The organism is Sphingobacterium sp. UBA7249, from assembly GCF_002472835.1.
GTDB classification, from domain to species: domain Bacteria; phylum Bacteroidota; class Bacteroidia; order Sphingobacteriales; family Sphingobacteriaceae; genus Sphingobacterium; species Sphingobacterium prati.
In genome coordinates, this window is sequence record NZ_DKST01000015.1 from 667089 (window position 1) to 688766 (window position 21678).

At 39.9% G+C, this 21678-nt stretch carries 17 protein-coding genes; 9 read left to right on the forward strand and 8 right to left on the reverse strand.

Translation table 11 applies throughout. The annotated features are described in order from the left end of the window. The first annotated feature begins 370 nt into the window (after positions 1-370). A complete protein-coding gene (locus B4A24_RS13570; RefSeq protein ID WP_293945627.1) occupies positions 371-3586 on the forward strand; it encodes a SusC/RagA family TonB-linked outer membrane protein in 3216 nt (1071 codons plus the stop codon). Positions 3587-3599: 13 nt separating this feature from the next. After that, positions 3600-5579, forward strand: a complete 1980-nt coding sequence (locus B4A24_RS13575) for a RagB/SusD family nutrient uptake outer membrane protein (protein WP_293945628.1) — start codon at positions 3600-3602, stop codon at positions 5577-5579. 47 nt (positions 5580-5626) lie between these two features. Here the strand turns inward: B4A24_RS13575 and B4A24_RS13580 are convergent, their stop codons facing one another. Both B4A24_RS13580 and B4A24_RS13585 read right to left on the reverse strand, forming a co-directional pair. Then, positions 5627-6847 (reverse strand): MFS transporter, encoded by a 1221-nt coding sequence (locus tag B4A24_RS13580; protein ID WP_293945629.1) that lies wholly within the window; start codon positions 6845-6847, stop codon positions 5627-5629. A gap of 85 nt (positions 6848-6932) precedes the next feature. Beyond that, positions 6933-7592, reverse strand: a complete 660-nt coding sequence (locus B4A24_RS13585) for a FadR/GntR family transcriptional regulator (RefSeq protein ID WP_293945630.1) — start codon at positions 7590-7592, stop codon at positions 6933-6935. Between the two features lie 217 nt (positions 7593-7809). On the opposite strand from B4A24_RS13585, the gene B4A24_RS13590 reads away from it, so the two are divergent. The 4 genes from B4A24_RS13590 to B4A24_RS13605 all read left to right on the forward strand — a co-directional run bounded on the left by B4A24_RS13590 (position 7810) and on the right by B4A24_RS13605 (position 13272). Then, positions 7810-9174, forward strand: coding sequence for a Gfo/Idh/MocA family protein (locus B4A24_RS13590; RefSeq protein ID WP_293945631.1), 1365 nt, complete (start codon positions 7810-7812; stop codon positions 9172-9174). 28 nt (positions 9175-9202) lie between these two features. Further along, positions 9203-10258, forward strand: a complete 1056-nt coding sequence (locus B4A24_RS13595) for a PmoA family protein (protein ID WP_293945632.1) — start codon at positions 9203-9205, stop codon at positions 10256-10258. Between the two features lie 164 nt (positions 10259-10422). Next, positions 10423-11367, forward strand: a complete 945-nt coding sequence (locus B4A24_RS13600) for a pentapeptide repeat-containing protein (RefSeq protein ID WP_293945633.1) — start codon at positions 10423-10425, stop codon at positions 11365-11367. A 186-nt stretch (positions 11368-11553) separates the two neighbouring features. Beyond that, positions 11554-13272, forward strand: a complete 1719-nt coding sequence (locus B4A24_RS13605) for a M14 family zinc carboxypeptidase (protein WP_293945634.1) — start codon at positions 11554-11556, stop codon at positions 13270-13272. Here the strand turns inward: B4A24_RS13605 and B4A24_RS13610 are convergent. From B4A24_RS13610 to B4A24_RS13620, 3 genes are all read right to left on the reverse strand, one after another. Further along, positions 13269-13781: a GNAT family N-acetyltransferase gene (locus tag B4A24_RS13610; RefSeq protein ID WP_293945635.1), complete on the reverse strand. Its 513-nt coding sequence runs from the start codon at positions 13779-13781 to the stop codon at positions 13269-13271. The two genes, B4A24_RS13605 and B4A24_RS13610, sit on opposite strands and share 4 nt — an antisense overlap. A gap of 103 nt (positions 13782-13884) precedes the next feature. Continuing rightward, positions 13885-14472: a Crp/Fnr family transcriptional regulator gene (locus B4A24_RS13615; RefSeq protein ID WP_293945636.1), complete on the reverse strand. Its 588-nt coding sequence runs from the start codon at positions 14470-14472 to the stop codon at positions 13885-13887. A 216-nt stretch (positions 14473-14688) separates the two neighbouring features. Continuing rightward, the gene (locus tag B4A24_RS13620; RefSeq protein ID WP_293945637.1) at positions 14689-15876 is read right to left on the reverse strand and encodes an MFS transporter; all 1188 of its coding nucleotides are present in this window, start codon (positions 15874-15876) and stop codon (positions 14689-14691) included. Positions 15877-15964: 88 nt separating this feature from the next. Here B4A24_RS13620 and B4A24_RS13625 point away from each other — a divergent pair, with 88 nt between their 5' ends. After that, positions 15965-16813 carry an AraC family transcriptional regulator gene (locus B4A24_RS13625; protein ID WP_293945638.1) on the forward strand — a complete coding sequence of 283 codons (849 nt, stop codon included), beginning with the start codon at positions 15965-15967 and terminating at the stop codon, positions 16811-16813. A gap of 128 nt (positions 16814-16941) precedes the next feature. On the opposite strand, the gene B4A24_RS13630 is transcribed toward B4A24_RS13625, so the two are convergent. The 3 genes from B4A24_RS13630 to B4A24_RS13640 all read right to left on the reverse strand — a co-directional run bounded on the left by B4A24_RS13630 (position 16942) and on the right by B4A24_RS13640 (position 19216). Then, positions 16942-17532 carry an NAD(P)H-dependent oxidoreductase gene (locus B4A24_RS13630; RefSeq protein ID WP_293945639.1) on the reverse strand — a complete coding sequence of 197 codons (591 nt, stop codon included), beginning with the start codon at positions 17530-17532 and terminating at the stop codon, positions 16942-16944. An 80-nt stretch (positions 17533-17612) separates the two neighbouring features. Continuing rightward, the gene (locus B4A24_RS13635) at positions 17613-18437 is read right to left on the reverse strand and encodes a DUF6597 domain-containing transcriptional factor (RefSeq protein WP_293945640.1); all 825 of its coding nucleotides are present in this window, start codon (positions 18435-18437) and stop codon (positions 17613-17615) included. Between the two features lie 449 nt (positions 18438-18886). Beyond that, positions 18887-19216, reverse strand: coding sequence for a YegP family protein (locus B4A24_RS13640; protein WP_293945641.1), 330 nt, complete (start codon positions 19214-19216; stop codon positions 18887-18889). A 582-nt stretch (positions 19217-19798) separates the two neighbouring features. Between B4A24_RS13640 and B4A24_RS13645 the strand changes: the two genes are divergently transcribed. Both B4A24_RS13645 and B4A24_RS13650 read left to right on the forward strand, forming a co-directional pair. Then, complete coding sequence (locus B4A24_RS13645; RefSeq protein ID WP_293945642.1) at positions 19799-20530, forward strand: hypothetical protein; 732 nt, start codon at positions 19799-19801, stop codon at positions 20528-20530. 669 nt (positions 20531-21199) lie between these two features. Next, positions 21200-21508 carry a hypothetical protein gene (locus tag B4A24_RS13650; protein ID WP_293945643.1) on the forward strand — a complete coding sequence of 103 codons (309 nt, stop codon included), beginning with the start codon at positions 21200-21202 and terminating at the stop codon, positions 21506-21508. Positions 21509-21678: the final 170 nt, after the last annotated feature.

Genomic DNA, 21678 nt, shown 5'->3' on the forward strand with positions numbered 1-21678 from the left:
AATCTTTCTAAAATATAACAGTTGTATCTTAAGGAAAGGATGTATGTATTAAAACGATATTTTATTAAGATCTTAAAATGTGACTATTTACAATATGTATTAGATTAATGTGAATACAGTAATGTAGCGTGTATGTATGCAAAATAGTGATACTGATTGTTTTTTTAGTTGTAACTTTCTTGTAATAAATGCTTTATGTATATATGTGTAAATAGTGTGAAAATAACACTTGCATTATTTGTTTATTTTTGTAATTTCATATAATCAAAAATTCAATTATAAACCGCCTTTGATAAGATCCTAAACCTAGTATCTTGCAGAAGCAAATAATAACTAATAAACATACAATTTAAACCATTAAACAGTTTTTATGATTAATTGCCATTATTTCTCAAATCAATGGAAGAGAGCATTTTGGACTGGATCGCTGTGCTCTTTGGTAGCACTGAGTCCTCAGTCTGTAGATGCCGCGACCTTCGCGAATTACGGAAATCTCTTTCAACAAGAATTAAGTGTTACTGGTGTCGTACGAGATGAGGCGGGAATGCCGATTTCGGGCGTTACTGTATCGATCAATGGGACTAATTTAGTCACCAAAACAGACAATGAAGGCCGTTACAAATTGGATAAGGTTCCTGCTAACGGGACAGTCAATTTTAGGATGGTCGGTAAACAGACGGTGGATGAAGCAGTCAAAGGGCGAAAAGCTATAGATGTGACGATCTTAAACTCTCAATCCAGTCTTGACGAAGTCGTTGTGGTAGGTTACGGGAAACAGCGGAAAGAAACCGTAACGGGTGCGGTGGCTACAGTTAAAGGAAGTGATCTTGCGCAGTCCCCAGCATTGAATGTCTCCAATGCGATGACTGGAAGAATCCCCGGTGTAATCGCTACCAATGGTAGTGCGGAGCCTGGATATGACGGATCGACAATCAAGATCCGGGGTACAAATACGTTGGGAAATAGCAGCCCACTCGTCGTTATTGATGGTGTTCCAGCTCGTGAAGGCGGAATTGAGCGACTTAATCCTCGGGATATTGAGAACATCTCTGTCTTAAAAGATGCTTCGGCCGCAATCTACGGAGCAAGAGCTGCAAATGGCGTTATTCTTGTAACAACACGCCGTGGAAAGACAGGCAAGCCACAGTTTTCTTATACCTTTAATCAAGGATATTCCCAACCGACAGTAATTCCCAAATTGACCGATGCGACAAAGTTTGCTGAAATTCGCAACGAACTTGAAATTTACAATCTTCCGGTGGATGAATGGTCAGCAGCATTGACAGACCTAAACGGGAAGGGATCTTATACCAAGAAGGATGGTACTGTCTTAGGAGCACCTTTTAAACCTGAGGATATCCAAAAGTTTAAAGATGGTTCTGATCCTTGGGGGCACCCCAATACTGACTGGTACAAGTCCACATTGAAAGATTGGTCACCTCAACAACGTCATAATCTTCAAATTAATGGGGGTACTGAAGACGTAAAATACCTTTTGTCATTAGGGTACCAAAATCAAGATGCTTATTACAAAAATTCTGCAACCGGTTACAAGCAGTATGATCTAAGAATTAATCTGGATGCGAATATAAGTCAGTATATTAAAACACAATTTGGTGTATTGGGAAGGCAGGAAAACCGCAATTTCCCAACCAAAAGTGCAGGTACGATCTTTCGGATGCTGATGCGTGGAAATCCGACGCAGCCCGCCATTTGGCCTAATGGAAAACCAGGACCAGATATTGAGAATGGCGAAAATCCAGTGGTTATTACGACAAATTCTACTGGATATGACCGGGATAAACGTTATTATTTCCAAACAAATGGACAAGTAGATATTACGAATCCATGGATTGAAGGCCTGAAATTAACATTAAATGCTTCTGTAGACAAATATGTGAAAAACCAAAAAACTTGGGTGACACCTTGGACGTTGTATTCTTGGCCGGGAGGTTATGAAGCTGATGGCAAAACACCCCTGTTGCAAGCTGGTCGGCGTGGTCCAGCAGACCCAAATCTCAATCAAAGCAACGAAGATCAACTCAACATTTTGTTAGGAGGTATTTTAAGTTTTGACCGAAAATTTGGAGATCATCAAGTGAATGCCATCGCTGGTGTAAACCGAGAAACCATTGACAACGACAAGTTTAGTGCCTATCGACGTTATTTTCTGTCAAACAGTATCGATTACCTGTTCGCGGGGGGAGAACAAGAAAAAAATAATGATGGAGCAGCCTGGAAGCGGGCAAGGTTGAATTATTTTGGTCGTTTTGGCTATAATTACAAAAGTAAATATATTGCAGAGTTTCTTTGGCGTTATGACGGCTCTTATATGTTCCCAGAGAGTGAACGTTTTGGCTTTTTCCCGGGAGCAATGGCCGGTTGGGTTGTATCTGAAGAGAACTTCTGGAAAGAAAATATTCCCGTAATCAACTACTTCAAAATCCGTGCATCCTATGGTCAAATGGGTAACGATAATATTTATTGGGAAGATAAATTACAAGAATACCAATACTTTTCAACCTATTCATTTGGAACCTATATTGTGGACGACAAGTTGGCCAAAACACTGTTTGAAAGTAGGGTGCCAAACGAAATGGTCACCTGGGAGGTCGCCAATAACTATAACTTAGGTTTCGACTTCCAATTTCTACAGGGTAAGTTGAATTTTGAGTTTGATATCTTCAAAAATCGTAGAAACTCTATTCTATGGCGGAAAAATGCTTCTGTTCCACAAAGTACTGGTATGACACTACCAGCTGAGAACATCGGTAAAGTAGATAATAAAGGTTGGGAATTTAATCTGGGGTATAAAGGCAAGGCGGGCGAGCTTGGATACAACGTAAGCGTTAATGGTGGCTATGCGAAGAATAAAATTATTTTCTGGGATGAGGCACCTGGTGCTCCAGCATGGCAACAAAGCACTGGCAAACCAATCAAAACAGATATCTACTACATCTATGATGGTGTATTTCGAGATATGGAGGATATCGCCGCCAATAAACTTGATTACAGTGCTATCACAAAGACGTTACGTCCAGGTGATATGAAATACCAAGACTATGATGGTGATGGAAAAATTACGCCAGATGATAAAGTAAGAAGAGATAAAAATAGTGATCCAACATTTCAGGGTGGATTCAATTTTAGTTTGAACTATAAGGATTTTGATTTGTCCGTTTTATTCCAAGGCGCCACAGGTGGAGAGATTCGTGTTGGTACCGACGAATCGGGTTCTATCGGTAATTTTTTGGAAGAATTCTACGATAAACGATGGAGTATAACCAATCCAAGCAGTGAATACCCCCGACTAACGGATCGCAGTAACCAATATTACTCGTACAATAATACCTATTGGATGCGAAGCACCGATTATCTACGGCTAAAAAATGTGGAATTAGGTTACAATCTTCCGTCGACAATCTGCGATAAAATTGGCATCGGCTCGTTGCGGGTGTATGCAAATGGCATGAATTTAATCACTTGGAGCAAGATCAAGATGTATGACCCAGAAGCAGTAAATGCATTAGGACAATATTATCCGCAGGCGAGATTAATTAATGCGGGTGTATTGTTATCCTTTTAATTGCTAAAGAATTATGAAAATAAACAAAGGGCTACAAGGGAGTACCGGTGAGTATACAGGTTCTCAAAATAATGAAAAGCCTATGAAAACTTATTCTCAGAAATATAAATCAGATAAGAAAATGAAAAAAATTGCAAATATATCCCTGCTCTTGCTTGTATTATCGGCTGGTTTCCAGTCCTGTAATGATGATTTTGTTAATACAAAACCACTCAGTGAGGTTCCCAATGAATTGGTATGGTCCGACGCAGGACTGTCTGAAGCTTTCGTAGTCGAAATATACAATGGCTTTGGCGTTGGTGGTTTCTATGAAGAAGAAATGGCATCCATGACAGATGAGGCATTGTTCACGCATCCCAATCGTGGTATTAATACCGTAACTGAGTCGCGATCCAATCCAGCAGACCAGGGGCGTATCATGGATACCTACGAATATGGGCGTATGTATGTGCGTATTCGAGCAACCAATATTGCGATCGCTAATTTGAAGGAGGCCAAGTTTGATCAGGCAAAAGCGAATAAATTATTAGGTGAGGCTTATTTTTTGCGTGGATATTATTATCAACAGCTTTTGCGTTTTTATGGTGCTGTACCGATAGATAATAAGATCTATACCTTGAATGATAAAGATTATATGGTGCCGAGAAATAGCTATGCTGATTGTGTCAATGCAATCGTCAATGATCTTGACAGCGCAAGCCTGCTTTTAAAAGATTCAAAGGCTGCTAAAGGACGCGCGAGTGAAACAGCTGCATTGGCATTAAAATCGCGCGTGCTATTATATGCCGCGAGTGATCTCCACGACGCCAATAAGGCAGGTGCCAAATCTCCGCTCCTGAAAGCTTACGCAAAACCAGAATACATAATGTATACCAGTGGTAGTCAAACTGAGCGATGGACTAAGGCAAAGGAAGCAGCAAAAGCTGTATTGAACCGCGCTGAATTTGCCTATAAACTTGATTTGACAGCTGCGGTGCCTGCAGAAGAAGGAACCGCAAATTATATGGCTTTGTCCCTAGGTGGTGGAAGTAAAATGGCAGATGCAGGAGCAGCGAAGGATATGATCTTAGGTCGTTATTTTGTTGACGAAAAAGACGAACGCGGTGGCTGGGTAGGACGTGACAACGGACCCAACGGATATCATAACTGGGCGGGTAATACCCCAATACAATTGCTAGTAGATGATTATGAGACGAATGACGGGCAAAAGTTTGACTGGTCAAACGCTGCCATGGCTTCGGCTCCCTATCAAAATCGTGACCCGAGACTGAAAGCCACAATTTTATATGATGGTGCAGACTGGAAGCCTAGGGCAGCAGATGTGACCAAAAGAGATCCTAGCAATCAGATCCAGACTGGTCAATATGAAATTATCAATGCTGGAGGCCAAAAGACCACACATTTCGGATTGGATACCAGAAAAAGTGCTGTTGAAGATTGGAATGGTTCAAGGACGGGGTATTATATGCGTAAATTTGTAGATCCTGATCCTGCACAAGAAGATCAAAATACGAGACAGCGTGTTCCTTGGCCCATGTTACGCTATACCGAAGCGGTATTAAACTATGTGGAAGCCTGTATTGAACTGGGTGAGGAAGCAGAAGCAAAAACTTGGTTAAATAAAATTCGGTTTCGAGTTGGAATGCCAGCAATCACCGAGACGGGTATGGCACTCAAAAACCGCTATAGAAATGAACGTAGAATAGAATTGGCTTATGAAGAACATCGTTTTTTTGATGCAAGACGTTGGATGATCGCCGCCGAAACGATAGGACGGAAAGCAAATATAATTAATATCACAGGGACATTGAAAGATGGCAAAAAAGTAACCATATATAAATACGATCCTAGTAACTACAGCTACAAATACGTTGTAAGTAACATTGATCCCGGAGTCGAGAATAGAAATTGGGATGACAAGATGTATTTTACGTCCATACATCGTGACGAGATGAATCGGAATACCAAACTCATCCAGAATCCTGGATACTAAAACGCTAAACAAACATCTCTCCGAAAATTTTCGGAGAGATATTTTTATTATACCTTTTTATGACGTTCAATGTTGGGTAATAACCCGGTCACAATACCGATTAAGGGTAGATAAGCACAGATGTTGAACACATGTTCAATGGAGGTCTTATCGGCCAGCCATCCCAAAATCGCAGAACCGATCCCGCCCATTCCAAAGGCAAGACCAAAAAATAAACCTGCAATTAAACCTACTTTTCCTGGAATCAATTCCGTGGCGTAAACCAATATTGCTGAGAAAGCAGAGGATATAATCAATCCGATCAGAATGGACAATACCACAGTCAACATTAAGCCCGCATGTGGCAAAAGCAATGTAAAAGGCGCTGCGCCAAGTATGGAAATCCAAATAATAAGCTTGCGTCCGTAGCGATCACCCAATGGGCCACCAAGTATTGTTCCTACCGCTACTGATGCAAGGAAAACAAAGAGATAAATTTGTGATTCTTGTACGCTAATGCCAAACTTATCGATTAGGTAAAACGTAAAGTAGCTGGTCATGGATGCCATATAGAAATATTTTGAAAATATGAGAATCAACAAAATAACTAAGGCAAAGATAATTTTAGATTTTGAAAAGTTTGATTTTGCTTGTGTGGTGCTAAGTGTTGCGACGGTGGATTTTGGCTTAAGGTGCAATTGATACCAATTTCCAACATAGGTAAGGATTAAGATAGCTAAAATCGCCAATACACCAAAAACACCGATATATTGTTGACCAAATGGGATAACGATCAGCGCGGCAAGGAGTGGGCCTATCGCGCCACCTGCATTTCCACCTACCTGAAAAATTGATTGCGCCAATCCTTTTTTGCCGCCAGAGGCCAAATGGGCAACACGGGAAGCCTCGGGGTGAAAAATTGAGGAGCCCATCCCGATCAGGCTCACTGAAAGTAGGATATAAATAAAACTAGAGGCGAAGGCAATACAAAGTAAACCGGCGAGCGAAAACAACATGCCAATTGCCAAAGACCTCGGCGTGGGATTCTTGTCGGTATAAAGTCCAACAAAAGGTTGCAGGATAGAGGCTGTCAGCTGAAATACTAAGGTAATAATACCGATTTGAGTAAAACTAAGGGCATAATTAGATTTTAATAAGGGATAAACAGCTGGAATAACCGACTGAATGAGATCATTCAACAAATGAGAAATGCTAATTGCAAATAAGATAGGGTAGACTGTCTGGGAACTGTTCCAAGAACCATCAGCTTTTAAAGATTCTGTTTTCATAAATTAATACATCAGGTCATCTGATGTTTTTGATGTGATTTATATGTTTGATTGTCTGGATTGTACACTACAAGACGTTAGAAAATTATTTATGTTGGATAATTTGATTTGCTAGTGCAACAGCCTGTTGGATATTTTTATTTTTAATTGCTTCCATCAGATCCTCATGTCGTTTTTGTGAGATCAGAAAAGGACTGGTGTCCTTATAAATTTCCGTGAAAAATTTATTAACGTGAACCGATAAGGTATTGTATAATGCTTTTAAGATACTATTTCCACAAGATTCAGCAATAGCGCTATGAAAAGCGATGTCTGCTTCTACACAAAGGGTAAAATTCCCACTGTTGGCATATTTGGCTCTATTTTTAAGGGCAATAGCCATATCTCTCAGACCTTTTGTCGTTCGATTCACTGCAGCCTTTTCAATAATTTTCAGTTCCAAAACCTGTCTGACCTCAAAAATATCGTTGAAATTACCCTTTTCAATTTCCGCGTCAAGCGCATGATGTCCAGTCACTCTTTTGACAAATGTTCCCAAACCCTGTTGAACATGCAGATAACCAGACTGACTTAAATACTTAATGGCCTCGCGAATTGTTGATCTTCCTACAGCAAACTGCTTCATGAGTTCCGGCTCAGCAGGGAGTTTGGAATCTATAGGGAAATTACCCAATTTGATTTTTTCTTCAATTGCAGAAGCAACCTCCTCAGCTAAAGATCTTCGTACGATGTGTTCAGTTTTCATATAGTCATATCATCTGATGATTGCAAAGATATAATAATTTTAAGCTGGAACGCAAATAAATTTTTAAATTAATATCCAGTGCATGATGAAAGTTCGTTTGACTTAATTATTGCCGAGGAGCGTTGGTAGTGAAGTGTTTGATGAATCTATAAGATGTATCCAAAATAAAACAAAATGCCAGAAATTTTCTTTTAGTAGATAACTAAACTAAAAAAAAATGAGTAATTCACGTAGAGATTTTATAAAAAAAGCAGGGCTGCTTGGGGCTAGTATGTATACAGGAACACACGCATTTAGTGTTTCAAGTTATCGACGGATTATGGGAGCTAATGATCGAATCAATATCGGGGTGGTTGGATTTTCAGATCGGCATAAAGGGGCACATGCGCCCTCATTTCTTGCGGCTTATAAAGATTTGAATTTCGATATTATCGCTGTAAGCGATATTTGGAAGTTGCGTCGCGAGGAAGGTGTGGAATTCTGGAAACAAAAATTAGGACATTCAATTAAGCCATGCTTGAATAATGAGTCCCTGTACGATATCAAAGATATCGATGCAGTCTTTGTTTCAACATCAGATTTTCAGCATGCACTACACGCGATAGAGGCTGTAAATGCAGGTAAGGATGCCTATGTGGAGAAACCACTCGCCGAGACAATGGAAGACGCGCGTGCGGTATTAAAAGCAGTTAAAGATAGCAAAAAGATTGTGCAGATTGGTTCGCAGCGTCGGAGTGGCGTGAATTACTTTGCCGCAAATGATTTTATCAAAAGTGGGAAATTCGGAGATATCGTCATGGTGGAACTTACGTGGAACGTAAACCAGCCAGGGCGATGGCGTAGACCTGATCTAGTTGCCAAACTAAAAGAAGAAGACACCGACTGGAAACGCTTTTTGCTCAATCGACCCGATGTACCTTTCAATGCCAGACATTATCTTGAGTACCGATTATTCTGGCCCTATTCATCTGGTATTCCTGGACAATGGTTATGCCACCAGATTGATACAGTGCATTGGTTTACAGGTCTTCCGCACCCACGGAGTGTTGCCGTGAATGGAGGGAACTATCTTTGGAAAGATGGTAGGGAAAATGCGGATACGTTTACTGCCGTATTTGACTACGGTCCGTTAGAAGATTTGACTCAAGGATTTCAGGTATTGTTTAAATCCAGGCAGACAAATTCTGGCGTATTGAAAGGGGAGGAGGTAAAGGAAATTTATTATAGCAATGGTGGAACACTCAACTTAGATAGCAATAAAATATCGGCCACAGGTGGCCTGACCGAAGAGTATGCCAGTGCAATGGGTATGAAAGCGAATTTATTGCCAGATATTAGTTTGAATAATATTCGGGTGAGTACAGCCGCTAATACTGGTGGGGATGTTGTCACCTTGGCGCATATACGTAATTGGATGGAATGCGTGCGCAGTCGTAAAGAACCCAATGCGCCAATTGAAGTCGGTTACAACCATTCGATTGCAGTTATTATGGCAAATGCAGCCTATAGGACAGGAGAAAAAGTCACTTTCGACAATAAACAACAAGAAGTGATAGCAGGCGGTAAGGCATTCAAATATTAGTCAAGTTAAATTTAGATCAATCCAACAAATGAAAAAAATATTCCTATTTTCACTTCTTCTGATTGTCATGATGCCAATGGTATCCGCTCAGGAAAAACAATTTATAGCCGTTCGAGAAGATAAAGCACGTAAAGAAGTTATTATCACGGCGAATGATCGACCTTTTACAGCTTTTATCTACCCAGATAATTTGGAAAAACCTACATTGTACCCAATTTTTTCGGCGAAGGGAGATATCATTACCAGAGGCTTCCCGTTAGACCCACGACCGAATGAACCAACAGATCATCCACATCATATTGGCTTGTGGATGAACTATGAAAGTGTGAATGGTCTTGATTTTTGGAACAATTCGTCTGCTATACCTGAAGCCAAGAAACCGAACTATGGATGGATCAAAACGACATCCATCTCCGAAACCCAAAGTGGTGCGGCGGGTATACTAAAATACACGGCAGACTGGCGCGACATGAAAAGACACGTCTTATTGAAAGAACATACGGCTTTCACTTTTACGGCAACTACGAACCTTCGAATTATCGACCGGACGACAACGCTTACTGCTATGGACTCTGTTTCTTTTGTCGATGTTAAAGATGGCTTACTTGGTCTTCGTGTGGCGCACGAGCTGGAATTACCGTCCAAGGAAGAACGGAAGTTTACTGATATACACGGTTCCGTAACTAAAGTAAAAAGTAATCTTGCAAGCAATGTTACAGGTCATTATCTGACGAGTGAAAATAAGACGGATGATGATGCTTGGGGTACCCGTGGAAAATGGTGTATGCTTTATGGGCAAAAAGGAAATGATACCATTAGCGTTGTCATTATGGACAATCCAGATAATGTCGGCTATCCAACCTATTGGCACGCGCGGGGATACGGTTTATTTGCTGCAAATCCGCTTGGGCAAAAAGTTTTTAGCAAGGGAAATGAAGTATTGAATTTAAGACTTGAAAAAGGCAATTCAGTTACATTTCGCTATCGTATCGTCATCGCATCAGGCAAGGAAAGGTTGTCAACTATTGCAATAGAAAAGTTATGGCAAGAATTTGCTTTTGCCGATAAGAAGGTCAAAAAGTAGTCGCGATTTTTCCTTAACCAATGCAGTATATGCTGCTTGGCAACTATGGGTTGATAATTGCAACTATAAGTAGTGTAATAACAACTAGAAGTAGTCGTTATTTTATCTATTCGACCATGGCTCCGCGTATCTTTGCAGAGTCAAACATAAACTTAATTACAATTATGGACGTAAAGATATTGGGTAGTAGAATTGCCAATGCCCGAAAAGCACAAAACATGTCTCAGGCTCAACTTGCAGGACTTTTATTTATTAGTCCACAGGCCGTCGGAAAATGGGAGCGTGGAGAATCCATCCCTGATTTTATGACAATCAATCAGCTAGCCGATATTTTTGCTGTGGGATTAGACTATTTTTCTGACAGCGCTCAAGGAGAGAGGGGCGGGGATCTTCCTAAACTTACGGATTACAACGGTGACGGTACCTTAGCAGGAATGCCTCGCTACATGGAGCCAACGACCGAGCCGGAACGATCGCTACTGACTGATTTCAGCGGCAGTGCTTTAGCAGGAACTGATTTTGTCGGTGTTCATGCTCCAAAACGCAAATTCCTGGGAAGTGATTTACGGAATACCGATTTTTCGAACGCCGATCTCAACGGTAGTACCTTTAAAGGAAGTGATCTTTCCGGAGCCAATTTCAAGGAAACCGATCTGAGAGACTGCAAGTTTTCTGCAAACAATCTCACAAACGCCAGCTTTGATAAGACTATTCTTACAGATACGGAGTTCTATGCGTCGGAGCTTACCAAATCAAATTTTACGGAGGCTTCATTGATCAATGTTAAGATCGCATCTATTGATCTTAGAAAAGCAGTGTTTGAAAACTGTTCCTTTAAAGGTACAACATTTAAATCCTGTGACATGAGCGGGATCAACCTCGATGGACAGACCTTTATTGATGTAATGTTTGATCGTGTCGCGCTGACAGGTGCTTCTTTTCAGGGAGCGACATTTAGAAATGTCTCATTTCGATCTACTTTTACCTTAACAAACAGGTATTATAAAACGCTCCAAACAATTCGCTTCGACGGGGCAATGATGGACAAGCTAACATTTGCTTCGCTCAAGGGTTTAGGCATAGATCTTTCTCTTGTTAAAACCCTATAAGTGAACAGTTCTTGGTAAAATGAGCCCTGTTGTCATCTACCCTCGAAAGCTCCAATACAATTTTCGAGGGTAGCAATATGGATTTCCCCATTCGGGAGCGCGTCATCTATAGTTTTGGTACAGGCAGGTTTGAAAGAAACTGACTTTAGTAAGTTTTTTTTTAATTTAGGACATTAAATTGATCTTATGAAAAAACTTCCAATTCTATTTTTTTTATTGATTTCAAGTGTGGGCTATTCTCAAAACCTTTCACCGTACGAGAAAGGTAGTGGTAATCAGTCGACTACGTTTGAGGAAATGCGCAAATTCTATCAGGGATTGGCGAATCAATTTCCCGCAATCAGTTATGAGACAAAGGGCGAAGATGATAATCGGGCCCCGATCGATGTTGTTGTATTCAATCCATCGCAACAAAGCTTGGAAGAGGCAAGAGAAAATAAATCGGTACTGTTTATTAACAATGGTATTCACCCCGGGGAGCCCGACGGAATTGATGCAACCATGATGCTTATGAGAGATCTGGCAACGGGCAGGATAAAAACACCTAAGCATGTTATTATAGCTGCGATAGCGAGCTATAACGTCAGCGGAATGCTAAATCGCAACGGGTTTTCCAGAGCGAATCAAAATGGACCCGAAGAGTATGGCTTTCGTGGAAACGCAAGAAATTATGATCTCAATAGGGATTTTATCAAAACAGATACTAAAAATTCGCGGAGTTTTCAGCAGATTTTTCAATGGATAATGCCAGATGTTTTTATTGACAACCATGTCAGCAATGGCGCAGACTATCAATATACGTTTACTTATATTTCAACGAATAAAGAGCGATTGGGAAGGGCATTGGGTGACTATTTTAGTGGTCATATGCAAAAAAAACTTCTCATAGATTTAGAGAATGGGGGATTTATTTCTGTTCCTTATGTCAATATTCACCATGATATCCCCGATGGTGGCTTTCCAGTTTTTATGGATTCGCCGAGGTATGCAACTGGTTATACCAGTCTTTTCAATGTCATCGGTACAGTAGTCGAAACACATATGTTGAAGCCGTATCGCGAACGGGTAAAAGCAACGTATGATTATATGCTCTATACACTCAATTTTATGGACAAGAACCATGAGGTTATTCGACAGAAAAGAGCAGATAATCTAAAGCAGTACGGCATAGGGAACAATTATCCTATAGCTTGGAAACTTGATTCTACGAAATATGAAAATATTGATTTTAAAGGTTTTGAAGCGAAATATAAGCCCAGCGATGTTTCCTCAGAAAATAGATTGTGGTATGACCGAAATTCAAAATTTTCAAAGCAAGTCAAATTGTACAACACTTATTTTCCAACAAAGGAAGTTATAATTCCGAAGTATTATGTCATCCCCCAATCCGAATGGAAAGTTATTGACTTATTGAAGCTCAATCAGATTAAAATGAATCCCATACGACGAGATACCATCATTACTGTAGAACAGTATAGGATCAAAGATTTTAAAACAACTTCAGTACCTTACGAAGGGCATTATCTCCATTATGATACCGATGTGTTCAGGGAAAGGAAGGACGTGAGGTTCAGGGCCGGAGACTTTTTGGTTCCGCTGGATCAGGATGGCGTAAAATATCTTATGGAGACACTGGAACCCGAAGCGATGGATTCCTATTTCAACTGGAATTTCTTTGATGCGATCCTTGGACAAAAAGAATATTACTCTGCCTATGTTTTTGAAGATACGGCAGCCAAACTTTTGAAAGAAAATAAGGATTTAAAATCTGCGTTTGATAAAGAAAAAGCAAGCAGTCCAAAATTTGCAGCTGACGGAAAAGCCCAATTGGATTGGGTATATAAGCATTCGAACTATTATGAAAAATCACATCTACTGTATCCGATTTTTAGAATAGTGCCTTAACGCGGTATATCTTGTTTCCTAACATCAAAACCCGAACTGACAAGAACTACCGAGGTTTCGATCTGTCGCGGCGGAATATTCCAGTATTTTCGTAATAGAAATTCCTTTTCTAAGTGCGTTACTTGTCGAAATCCATTTTTTACATAAAATCCAATTGCCCAGGTGGCGTCAGCCCAGGTTCCGATCAAGATTGGTTTAGCGGTAAGACTTGACAGGTGTTTTAGCAATTTTCCTCCAATTCCTTTATTTCTGGCGATTGTCCTTACATATGCGTGGCGAATTAAGGTCACATCTGATCTGTGCTGTATTCCCATGACACCAATTATCGCCGCATTTTGGTGATAGCACCAGAATTCAACTCCATCCGCGATTTGCTCCCGCAGTTCACTTTCATCCATATAAGGCTCTTTCCAACGGTCGTGTGGTATTTTACCTTTATAAGCCAAAGATGCGTCATTAATAATTTCGTAGATTGTATTAAAATCTGATTGCTGACTTTTTTGTATCATATGTCTCCAACTGTAGTTTTATGAAATGTTGTTTAACCTTTTGTATATCGCGAAGTTAGGGAGGGAAAACGACATAGTTTTTTACATATGTTGAGAAAAGATATTATTTCAGTTGTTTACGAATTCTGCTTAACTGGGTGGGGGTAATGCCTAGATGTGAGGCAATGTCCTGCAAGGGTACGTATTTTTCAATATGTTGACTGCTTTTCAATAATCTTTCGTACCTAACCAGCGCGTCTTCCATAACAATGGAAATTTCTCTTTCTTCTTTTTCTATGACCCAATTTTTTTCGAGGTAATGAATGTAAAAAGATTTTAGGTCCTCCGTTTTGAAAAGGAGCGCTCTGAATTTCTTGTAGGGGAGTTGTAGCAATGAACAATCTGTTATCGCCTGAAGAGTAAATTTTGATGGCTGATTTAAGATGCAGGAAACCGTTGAGGCGATAAAATCACCTCCAACAGCAATATTCTTATTGTATATTCGTCCATTTTCATCACCAATATATGCCCTTAAATAACCGCTATATAAAAAGCAGAACTCACGTGCGGTGGAGCCCTGTTGTACAAGTATCTCATTTTTTTTTAGATTTTTGATAGTTACCAATGCTAAGAGCTCCCGAAATGAAATCTCTGTAACTGGGTAGTAGGAGTTTACCTTGTCTTTAAACTGTTGTATCAACGATGCTTCCATTGGAATAAAAATAGCAATTTTAAGTAATTCCCGGCTTAAACATTACGAATCCGTTGTTTTTATGTCTTACTCATCACTGCTCTGTGTTTTTACCGAAAATTGAAGTGATACATCAAGAAGCTAGTGAATAAGACCAAAAACGCCAATGCACCCAAATAAAAGTATCCCTTTTTAACAAAAGAGATACTTTTTTAAGCTATTATGCGAGCTGATTGCTTAAGCTTGTTTACAGACCGATGGAGCAAGCTTTGTCGCTATACTTTCCTCATCCTCCGTTTGCGTTTTTGGGAAGGTGACAAAACTCATTGCAAATGTTACTGCTAATAGCAAGACACTTACCCATAAAACATAATGTACACCGTAGTACGCGCTTATTATTCCTCCGAGAAAAGCACCCAGGGAAATTCCGATATTGAAGGATGAAGTAAGTAAGCTATTCACAAATTCAAGGGCGTGATGGGGAATCGACTGAGTTGTCCGAATATTTGAAACCAGAAATCCACCCGTATGAATCATTCCCCAGATGGAGACTATAATAACCATTGGTGCAAATATTCCGCCTAAGTAGTAAGCGAGCACCTGTACTGCGATTAAAGAAGCCAAAAAGAATCTTGTTGTTAATAGCACGTTTCTGTTTAAGGCCAGGCCCATCAGCCAATTTCCTAGCGTTCCCATGCCACCGAAGAGCAGTAACATAACGCTGATCTGTGCACCATCCATCTTAGTAATTTGTTCAAGATAGGCGGTAAGATACGTATAACTGGAGAACATCGCCGCTAGTGTACAAATGGTTGAAATCAGGTTGAGCCACAAAAGAGGACTTTTCATTACCGCGATCTGATTTTGAGTGGATTTTGTATTGTCCGCGGGAATAGAAGGTATAAAAACCAACAGACCTATAAAAGCAATTAGACTGATGGCGCTGCTTAGGAAAAATGAAGCCTGCCAATTATTAAATAGATCTACCGCATAGGTTGTTAATGGGATTCCAAGGACAGTTGCTAAGCTGAGACCCAACATGACCGTAGAAACACCCTTTGCTCCACTATTTTTAAAAGCAATAGCGATAGCGATATTCCAAAATAGCGGGTGTAATATTGCTGGTAGGATGCGGGCCACCATCAGCATAGTGAAATTTGAAGAAAATGCGGAAATTAAGTTTGAGAGGACAAATATGCTCATAACCAGACATAAAAGAAGTTTTCGATTTATTTTGGTTGTGAAGGAAGTGATAAAAGGTGACGAAACCGCCACCGTTATCGCAAATGCGCTGAGTAGCCATCCGGCAGTATCTAATGATACGCCGAACTCACGGCTGATTGTCGGAAGGATTCCAACTATTCCAAATTCAGTTGTAATTATGCCAAATGCACCGAGTGCGAGGATGTAGATTGATTTTTTCATTGCTATCTAAAGTTTTGATGTAGCAAATTTGAACAGAAATATTGTGAAAAATCAGTACTTTTTAATGATAAATAGGTATTTTTGCGTTATGGGAAGAGAGAACATAGATCAATTGGTCAAAGTGGAATACCATCAGGTGGTAAACTGTCCTTTAAAAGATAATCAGTTTTCCTTTTTTCAAATCATATATGTCATTTGTGGAGAAGGATTTCTTAAGATTAACAACAATACCGCTTCATACAGCAAAGGTAGTCTCATACTCCTTACACCAAATGATCAGCATAATTTGGAAGTAATCGAACATACCGAACTTTTGCTCGTTAAGTTCAGCGAACGGTATGTAAAAGACTACAAGTGGAATAGCATAAATTCGATGGAATGTTTATTATATGGGGCTTCCTATTTGTCCGGGTGCATTTTACAGAATAAACCCGATGTTATTCTGGTTGATTCGATTGTTTCCTCGCTTCTCCATGGCATCAATCATCCAGACCTCTTTCAAGAGGAGCTGACCCTACATTATGTGAATGCATTGATTGTCATTGCTGCGAGGAACATTTCAAAGATGAGAGTAGCCCATGTGGCATCCAATACAGATAAGCGGGTGTTAGACATTATTAATTATATTCAGGGAAATATCCATGATCCGGCATTGTTAAAAGTATCTTCAATCGCTCATAAATTTGGCTTCTCTGAAAGTTATCTTGGTAGCTACTTTAAAAAGCAATGTGGTGAAACTATCCAGCATTATATATTGAATTATAAAATGAGATTGATCGAGCATAGGCTTCTTTTTAGTGATATGCGGATCAATGAAATTGTGTCCGAATTTGGTTTTTCAGATGAGAGCCATCTGAATAAATTCTTTAAAAAGACACACGTAATGAGCCTGACGGAATTCAGAAAAGCGAAAGGACGTATAGCAATGCAAGCTTAAGGATTGGGAAAATTAGCTTCTTTTCCTGAAGACTCTGCTTAAATCGAAACCATCGACAAAAAATCCGGGAAACAGTTTCATTTCCCGGATTTTTTGTCGATTGCTAGGCAGCACAGTAGTTTTTTATTTTAAACAGCTAATTCATTTTCTAAATAGACCTGTCTGAGCTGTGATCCCCATGCTTCGACAGTATGATCGTCTGCACGGTCAGCCTGATCAAAGAAGAAGTGTCGCTTGATTTTAAGGCCACAATAACCATATATACCGTTATCAGAGGTCAATTGTAAGGCTTTGTCCATTCCGGTTTTTTGGTATTCCATAGTTGATTTACCGTGAGAGTTGATGATGTATGCCGATTTTCCGGTCAGCAGGCCTTTTTGAACACCGGCATCATATCTGTAGGCAAATCCATAACTGAATACACGGTCTATATATCCTTTCATAATGGCAGGCATACCTGTCCACCAGATGGGGTATATAAAAGTAATGGCATCGGCCCAGATAATATAGTCCTGCTCTCTTTTTACGTCCTCATCAATGATCCCCCGGCGTTGGCCGTTGATATCATCACGGGACAATACCGGATTAAAATTTAATTGATAGAGATCTCTTACGATGACTTCCTGTCCATTTCGTAGCAAGGTATCTTTTACGATTTGCTTAAAGTGATTATTTAAACTGCCGTCAATTGGGTGTGCATAGATGATGAGATGTTTCATTTTTTTTATTTTTAATTGATTGAATGGAACAAATCTATCAGGAATGCAATCGGGAAAATTGTAAGAAAACGAAAAAAGGTCTAACCATCAGATGCCCTGCAGACATCACGCTGAAAATTCAAAAATTTTTTAGGTGAAGTATTGATAAAATGTTTGAAGTCGTGAATCAATTGGCTTTGATCATAATAGCCACATTCCTCGATTATTTCAAACCAGTTTACCTTTCCTGTTGAAGCGGCTAGTTGTTGGATGAGTCCAATCGCCTTGATAAAACGCTCATATCGACTTAATTCTTTAGCGCTGAATCCAAAATGTCTTTTATGGATGAGCTGAATATTTCTTTCACTGTGTCCGGTTTGCTCGGCAACAGATTTAACAGGATTTAGTGGTCCGGATTGAAAATGGAAAAGTAGAGCAGCAACATCATCCTGCGACCTCAAGTAAGGCTTACAAAAATTTAAGATAAACTTTACTTTCTCTGCCACATCGTCGATTTCATTTAGCTGCTGCCATAAATAGTGAAAACAATTGTCCAACAAGAGCTCGTCAGGATCCATGGTCTGATCCCCGGAAAGGTGTGGCCTACCAAAAAAACGATAAAAAGCATCAGCTTTGAAATTGGCGATCAATAGCTGTGTCCCGGGGAGTAAAGTGTAAGAAAAGGCTTGTTTAACTGGGCCGAGTACAATGCAGTTACCAATATTGATTTTTGCCTTTTCTTTGGAGATAAATAAGGCCGGTGTCCCGAAATTAAACACCATCATTGTCTGAAATGATGGTAGCAGTGTTTTTGTGATATTGTTTTTTGATGTATTCGCTGCAAAGTAAAAATGGGAAAACACCGTTTCAAATTCCTCCGGAACGGGTATCCTAAAGCTTTGATATGTTTCTTGGTCCGTGCTCATCAGTTTTCTAAGGCCAATTTAATAAAAAATATACGCTAAAATTAGATAATGGGTAAAATAGGTAAGGAGAGAGGATAGTCGACACCCACACGTGATATGTGTGAAGCACAGGCAGGTAAGACAGGAGGAGGATAATCCCGGGCTGAGTAAAGAAGATATATTCAGGTCCATTGAACTCATTGGAACACGAGTGATACCATTAATAAATCAATGAGACAGATTATCTTCTGACTGAACGTGCCCGAATGCGGCTTAGTGTTTCTTTGGTAATACCTAAATAGGAGGCAATCATGTGTTGAGGAATTCGATAAAAATGGCTTGATGAAAAAACATTATTCCAGTATCAACTATTTAGAAATAGAGGAATGAGATCAATATGTATAACCAAAAAGCCCGAGCGTAAATTTCGGGCTTTTTATTATTTGCTTATGCAAACCAAGTTGTACACCTTAATCAAGATCTTCGATGGTAGCATCGGGTGCATTTGATTTTACGGATTCAATTCCGTTTTCCATTCCACTTGCACTTTCGTACATTTCACTTGTTCCAATAACTTGACCATTGGTCGCTTTCAGATTGAAGTAATGTTTACCATTTGTCGAAGTCTTTCTGTCAAATTTATCATCGTCCTGAGCATTTCTTTTTACCGATTCAACGCCGTTTAAGCAACTCGCCTTGGTTTTATAGCCCTCACTACTCAGAATTACCTGTCCATTTCCTGATTTTAAATTAAACTGAAACTCACCATCTTTTCTTGTTTTCACTACAAATTTTCCCATTTTTTCTATTATAAATTTTATGTGATAAATGCGATTCTTTATTATACTATTAAAGATAACGTATAAAATTATTTTTATTGTGAAACAATGATTAAATAATCGGCATAAAGTTATTAAGACATTGAAATGGTAGACAAATGTTTACATTTAACGTTTGTGCAATTGTTTTATTTTAAATAATTGTATTATAATAGCTTGAAGTATGTTATCTGATCTATTACATAGGGTGGTAAACCGCCATTAACGGCATACAGATTCTTCCGATATCCGGGAACGCGACCCTGCCACGTGGATACGGTTCATCCATATTTTATATACTGCTACGCTACTGATTGCTGTAACTCTTTGGTAGCTTTTTAGTAGCTCTCCAGTACCTTTTTGGTAGGGTATTGGTACCTTTTCAGTACACTCCCAGTACACTAACCGTACTTAAATGCTGCTTCACGACAGACAGATAGTGCCAATTATGCCATTCCGAGCCTTATGCTGTCTATTTAAGCCATGTTGGCCATATGCGGTCATTTTGGACAGGGATCAGTTTGGTCCTCGACATCTTTGTGTTGTCATTAAAAACTCAATATCATGGCAAAACAAGAAAGTTTAATCAAGTTTAGAGGCAAGGTCGGGGACCTTTCCTTTAGCAAACACCGCAGTCGCGGTTACGAAGTCCGTATGAAAGGTGGTGTGGACAAAGCACGGATCCAGACGGATCCCAATTTTCAGCGTACTCGGGAGAACATGGCCGAATTTGGTACTGCTGCAGGCACGGCCAAACTGTTGCGGATCCAGCTGAACAATCTGCTGCGCACATTTGCAGACAACACCATGCGCAACAGGCTGACCTCGCTGATCCACAGGATCCAAAAGTCGGATTCGTTGAATGCCCGTGGTGAGCGCATCTTTCTGGAGGAAAATAGCGCCATGCTCAAAGGCTTTGAGTTCAACCAGGCTAGCAGCCTAAAAATGCTGTTGGGCGAAAAACTGGATACGGCCTATGATCGTGCCGCCGGTGAAGCGACACTGATCATTCCAGAATTCAATCCGCAGAATGATGTCATGTTGCTGCCGGGGGCTACGCATATGCTTTTCACCCTGGCTGCCGCAGAGCTAAGTGCCGAAGAGGTTCCGCCACGTCCGGTCGTAATCAAATCGGGGTATATTCCGCTCATCGGTGTACATGCCGAGCAAACCCTCCAGGCGCCATTAGTGGTGGATGCCGCAAAGGTCGTGTACATCATCGTGGGCATCTCGATGTATCAGGAGGTGAATGGGGAGTTCTATCCACTCAAGAACAATCCTTACAACGCGCAATAATATCCAGCGGATCAGCTGCATCCCGATCGGTCAGTACAAGCTGGAAAAGATCCGCTATCAGCGGCATGGCGAGCAGATCGGTATTCCTCATGTGCTAAACCGCGAAGTATAATTTTTATTCCTTGCCCTTCATTTTAATCGATTTGGTTGTTGGTGAGTGCTGGAGAAAGAATGCAAACAAAATGAAAAAAGTCTTTAACAAAATAGGCGATGTACTGCAAACAGTGCTCACTGCAGCGCTCGGTACAGTGGTAAGCTTTGCAACAAGCCGTTTACTGGGACGGTGGAGTAAGAGAAAACGCTGGTAGCTATCTACGAATAAAGCGTACGGATCGCGTGCGTTTTATTCGTAGATAGCTCGATATGGATTGTTTTGCGATAGTCGCGATCTGCATTGTATCCGGTGTTAACCCAACACCAATTTATTTGACAAACAGAATTATAAAAGATAAAAAACTACCGCCAATAGGGGGGCTGCATCAGGTGGGCTGAGGTGCAAAATACGTTTTTACCGAATCATAAACGAAACCGAGTGAATTGTAAATGGTTTACCATTGAAATATAAAATATCTTAATTTTAAGACGTACCAAACAACAATAAATAATTAAAAACAACAAAGTTGCGCCAATCTTCGAGTTACCTGCAACTTTGAATAACCGCTAAAACAAATGAATTGGAATAATTATTTATTAGAACAGAAAGGCCCAGTTGCCAACTATGCACATCTTGGCGTTTTCAAAGGAGCTGTGAATGGAATTTTTGACTTATCTACAATTCCTACTGACACAAAGATTTTGGAAATGTCAACGCCTTTGAAAAAGTTCAAATTGACGTATACAAACCTTTCTTCGTTAAACGGAAATAAAAATATTGAAGCAATAATATTAGGAGAAATTGACGATGAGCGGTTAGTGTATTTTTCAAAATTGCCAAATTTAAGATATCTTCATATAAGCATAAACAAACAAAATGGCTAAAAAGAAAAAAACACTTCCGAAAAATTTTGACGAATTAATTAACGAAAATAATATAGACAATCTCAAAAAGGTATATGATACCTGTGAGTTAGATGCACGAGGCGGTTATGGAAAAGCAACTGCTCTTAGTTTCTTCAATGTTCCTGACGAGCTAGTTCGTTGNNCGTTGG